Source organism: Candidatus Schekmanbacteria bacterium, from assembly GCA_003695725.1.
Taxonomy (GTDB): domain Bacteria; phylum Schekmanbacteria; class GWA2-38-11; order GWA2-38-11; family J061; genus J061.
In genome coordinates, this window is sequence record RFHX01000199.1 from 1 (window position 1) to 3743 (window position 3743).

Here is a 3743-nt window from a genome sequence, read left to right on the forward strand (position 1 = left end):
AACTTTTTTGCCTTCAAGACTTTGAGTGAGCTTTGCTTTTTTAACTTCGCCTTTATGACGAAAAAATTCTCTCAGTGCATACTGCACACCTCTTCCTGTCGCTTCGACTCTACCTCGAATGCCTCCATGATGAATTGGTTTTCCCGTAACAGCCGCCAGATAATTGATATCTTCAGGATAAAGATGCTTATAAGTGTCTGCAATCCAAGCCATTTCTCTTTGTCCTGTACCCATATCTGGCGCAGGCACATTCTTGGCAGGACTTAGGAAACCTTTTCTTGCAAGCTCCATTGCAAAGCGCCGTGTAATGCGCTGCAATTCTTCCCGCGTATATTCAAGGGGATTTATCATCAAACCTCCCTTTGACCCGCCAAAGGGAACATCTACTATTGCGCATTTGTATGTCATCAAAGCTGCAAGCGCTTCCACTTCGTCTTGGTCAACTTCCGGTGCATAACGGATTCCGCCCTTTGCAGGCAATCTGTGTGTGCTGTGTACGGCGCGCCATCCTGTAAATATTTGTATTTTCCCGCGTATTTGAACAGGGAATTTAACCTGAATTATTGAATTGCAGGATTTTATTGCTTCTTCAACTCCTTTATCAAGTTTCATTACCGATAAAGCTTCATCGACCATTAAATTCACATTTGACAAAAAACCTGAAGGGCTATTTTTTCTTTTCATTGATTTCTCCCTTTTATGATAGTTTTAACTAAATTCTATAATTCTCAACTTTATTATCCTTTGACTTATAATCTCTGTCAATAAATAGATTCATTCGCTGTTTCCCAAGATATTCTAAAAAATTAGAATTGAACTGAGCCATTGATCATATGCCATTGGGCCGCCTAATTCTAAATACCATTCTATACTTATGATTGAAGCATATCCATTTCAATGCTTTTGAAGGATACCATACGATTGATCCATAGGGACAAATTGGAATAGGATGGGAACAAAACGTTTTGCGACAGCAAACAAAAAGCGTTCAGCAGTTAGCGAAATTTTTTTATAGAATAATTTTGATAGGATAATAATGAATTTCTTGGTGAGGAAAATTATCTGCTTCCAAACAACCGGTCTATAATAATCGCAGATGCGCACCTTACAGATAGATGATTATATCCATTTTTCCCTTCTATTGGTTTCAATATGATATCCGATTTTTTCAAAATTTCTCCAGCTATGCCCCAGCCGGTACCAAACAGCAGGAGTATTGGTGATGATGTTTGAGATATTTGTTCTTTTAATTCTTTATAACTTAGCGCGCCTTTCATTTTTCTTGCTGTAGTGGAAATTATCAAGGGTTTTTTCTTTTCTTCTTTTTTTATATTTGCAAGAACATCATCAAAGTCTTTTACAACTTCTACAGTTTCAAGTGCTTTTGCACGCAGGGGATTTTTTTCTGCACCTTTCCCTTTAGTCCAATGTTCAACGATTCTTTCAAGGAGTTTGTTTTGTTCGTCGAAGGGGGTGACCATAAAGAATTTCTTTATTCCATAAGTTGCTGAGGTTCTTGATAGATCATGTATATCCAAATTGGTAATCGATGTCCCAATTATTTCATTATCCTTATTTATAACAGGATAATGGATTAGGGCAATGTAAAGGGGAGGAGTTTTTTCAACTTTTTTTGAGACCTTCATTTTTTAAATCTTCATAAATTTTTTTTTCTTCATCGTTTAGATTTGCTTCATTGATGAGCTCAGGCCTTTTTAACAGGGTGTTCTTTATTGATTCTTTGATTTTCCATTTTCTTATTTCTTTGTGGTTGCCGGAAAGCAAGATAGATGGCACCTTCATATTTCGGAATTCTGCAGGGCGCGTATATACTGGAGCGCCAAGCAATCCTTTGTAAAATGAATCAGATTCTGCAGATTCCATATTTCCCAAAGCCCCCGGCAGCATTCTCATAACTGAATCTACAACAATCATTGCCGGCAGCTCACCCCCTGAAACTACATAATTTCCTATGGAAATTTCCATATCCACTAAGGATTTCCTAACTCTTTCATCAACTCCTTTATATCTGCCGCAAAGAAGAATGATTTCTTCCTCTTTAGAAAGTTCTTTCACTATTTCTTGATTGTAGAGTTTCCCATCTGGCGTAAGGAAAATTACTTTTGCTTTCGGATTTTTTTCTTTGATTTTTTCTATACATCTGAAAATCGGTTCCGGTTTCATTACCATACCTGCTTCGCCGCCAAAAGGGTAGTCGTCAACTACTCTATGTTTGCCTTCAGCGTAGTCGCGCAAATCGATGATATCAATTTCAATAAGTTTTTTCTCGATTGCTTTTTTGAGGATACTTTGGTTCAAATATCCATCAAAGGAATTTGGAAAAATTGTAACAATGTGAACAATCATTTTAGATATACTCAGGTTTGATTACAGTTATAATTTTTTTCTCAATGTCTATCTTTTTTATGAAATTATCAAGTGCAGGAATGAGCAGTTCTTTTTTCGCAGATTTTATTACAAATACATCATTACCGGGAGTTTTGATTATTGAATGTATTTTCCCCAAAAAATTTCCCTTTTCATCAAAAACATCACATTCATAGATATCATGTTCAAAATAGTATCCTTCGGGCAAATTGATTATTTCTGAGGGATCAATTGTTATTTCTGCATTCTCGAGCTCCCATGCTTCCTTTGATGTATCTATTTTTTGAAATTTCAGGATAACTTTATCTTTATGGAATCGTACTGATTCAATTTTGACTTCCTGCCTATTTCCATCTTTATATTCCAGATAAACGCTATCCAGATTATGAAATCTTTCGGGATAAAGAGTCAAGGGTACGACTGTAACTTCTCCGTTTTTACCACGAGGCTTTTTGATTATTCCTATTAATATTCGCTCTATATTAGTACTGTTGCTCATTCAATGAGCTCCACCGATGCTCTTTTTTTGTTGTTTGCAGCGCTGATTTTTATCAAGTGGCGGATTGCTTTGATAGTTTTACCTTTTTTACCAATTATCCTTCCCCTGTCTTTTTCATTTACCTTTACTTCGAATATAATATTACCATTATTATTATTTTCGGCAATATGAACAGAATCCGGGTATTTGGCAATAGATTTTATGAGAAATGAAACAAGTTTTTTCATAGTCTAATCTTTCCTATGACAATACCGGCTTCTTTTGGAAGATTTCTTTGAAGATAAATTCAAAAATCAGATAGCGGTGTTAGATTTCTCAAAAAAATTTGCCTTTTTTAGAAGGGACTTTACTGTTTCTGAAGGTTTTGCGCCTTTTTTGAGCCATTCATTGATTCTATCTTCCTTCAAGTTATATTGATTTTCTTCATTCTGAGGAGTGTAATATCCTAAAATTTCAATGAATCTTCCATCACGGCGTTTTCTTGAATCTGCTGCAACAATTCTGTAGTGTGGTTTCTTTTTAGAGCCGCCTCGCGCAAGTCTGATTACAACTGCCATATTTTTTTATCTCCTTTATCTATTTTCGTAATTGCTTTGTTATGGGCCAATTTTTGTGGGAAACTTATAATAAAGTTTTTATTGTTTTGTCAAGAGACAATGCTGAAAGAAAAGAAGATTTTTAGAAAACCTATTATTATGTTTTTCATGGATTCTAAGATGATATATAATCTTGACAAAAAAAAACTCATCTGTTAAGAGAAGGCGCTTTTTTATTGATTTTTAAGATAAAAAGCGGAAGTAAATCGAGAGAATAAAATTAATTTTAATTGTTTTTTTTATTAAAAAATCAACTTCTT

Annotated in this window: 6 protein-coding genes; all 6 read right to left on the reverse strand. The window is 34.9% G+C overall.

The genetic code is table 11. The features are described 5' to 3' along the window. Nucleotides 1-684: glutamate dehydrogenase (locus D6734_07855; protein RMF94399.1), on the reverse strand; the 684-nt coding region annotated here is incomplete at its 3' end. Between the two features lie 374 nt (nt 685-1058). Then, nucleotides 1059-1646: an RNA methyltransferase gene (locus D6734_07860; GenBank protein ID RMF94400.1), complete on the reverse strand. Its 588-nt coding sequence runs from the start codon at nt 1644-1646 to the stop codon at nt 1059-1061. Then, complete coding sequence (gene trmD / locus D6734_07865) at nt 1624-2367, reverse strand: tRNA (guanosine(37)-N1)-methyltransferase TrmD (protein RMF94401.1); 744 nt, start codon at nt 2365-2367, stop codon at nt 1624-1626. The genes D6734_07860 and trmD overlap by 23 nt, the downstream gene beginning before the upstream one ends. 1 nt (nt 2368) lies before the next feature. Continuing rightward, nucleotides 2369-2887 carry a 16S rRNA processing protein RimM gene (gene rimM / locus D6734_07870; GenBank protein RMF94402.1) on the reverse strand — a complete coding sequence of 173 codons (519 nt, stop codon included), beginning with the start codon at nt 2885-2887 and terminating at the stop codon, nt 2369-2371. After that, entirely contained in the window at nt 2884-3114 is a 231-nt protein-coding gene (locus tag D6734_07875) for a KH domain-containing protein (GenBank protein ID RMF94403.1), read from the reverse strand. The genes rimM and D6734_07875 overlap by 4 nt, the downstream gene beginning before the upstream one ends. Before the next feature lie 66 nt (nt 3115-3180). Then, nucleotides 3181-3444: a 30S ribosomal protein S16 gene (locus D6734_07880; protein RMF94404.1), complete on the reverse strand. Its 264-nt coding sequence runs from the start codon at nt 3442-3444 to the stop codon at nt 3181-3183. Nucleotides 3445-3743 lie beyond the last annotated feature (299 nt).

Bases quoted from the DNA above. Each gene is read 5' to 3' on its own strand.
- D6734_07875 (RMF94403.1), bottom strand. From the start codon at position 3,114: ATGAAAAAACTTGTTTCATTTCTCATAAAATCTATTGCCAAATACCCG.
- trmD (RMF94401.1), bottom strand. From the start codon at position 2,367: ATGATTGTTCACATTGTTACAATTTTTCCAAATTCCTTTGATGGATAT.
- D6734_07880 (RMF94404.1), bottom strand. From the start codon at position 3,444: ATGGCAGTTGTAATCAGACTTGCGCGAGGCGGCTCTAAAAAGAAACCA.
- rimM (RMF94402.1), bottom strand. From the start codon at position 2,887: ATGAGCAACAGTACTAATATAGAGCGAATATTAATAGGAATAATCAAA.
- D6734_07860 (RMF94400.1), bottom strand. From the start codon at position 1,646: ATGAAGGTCTCAAAAAAAGTTGAAAAAACTCCTCCCCTTTACATTGCC.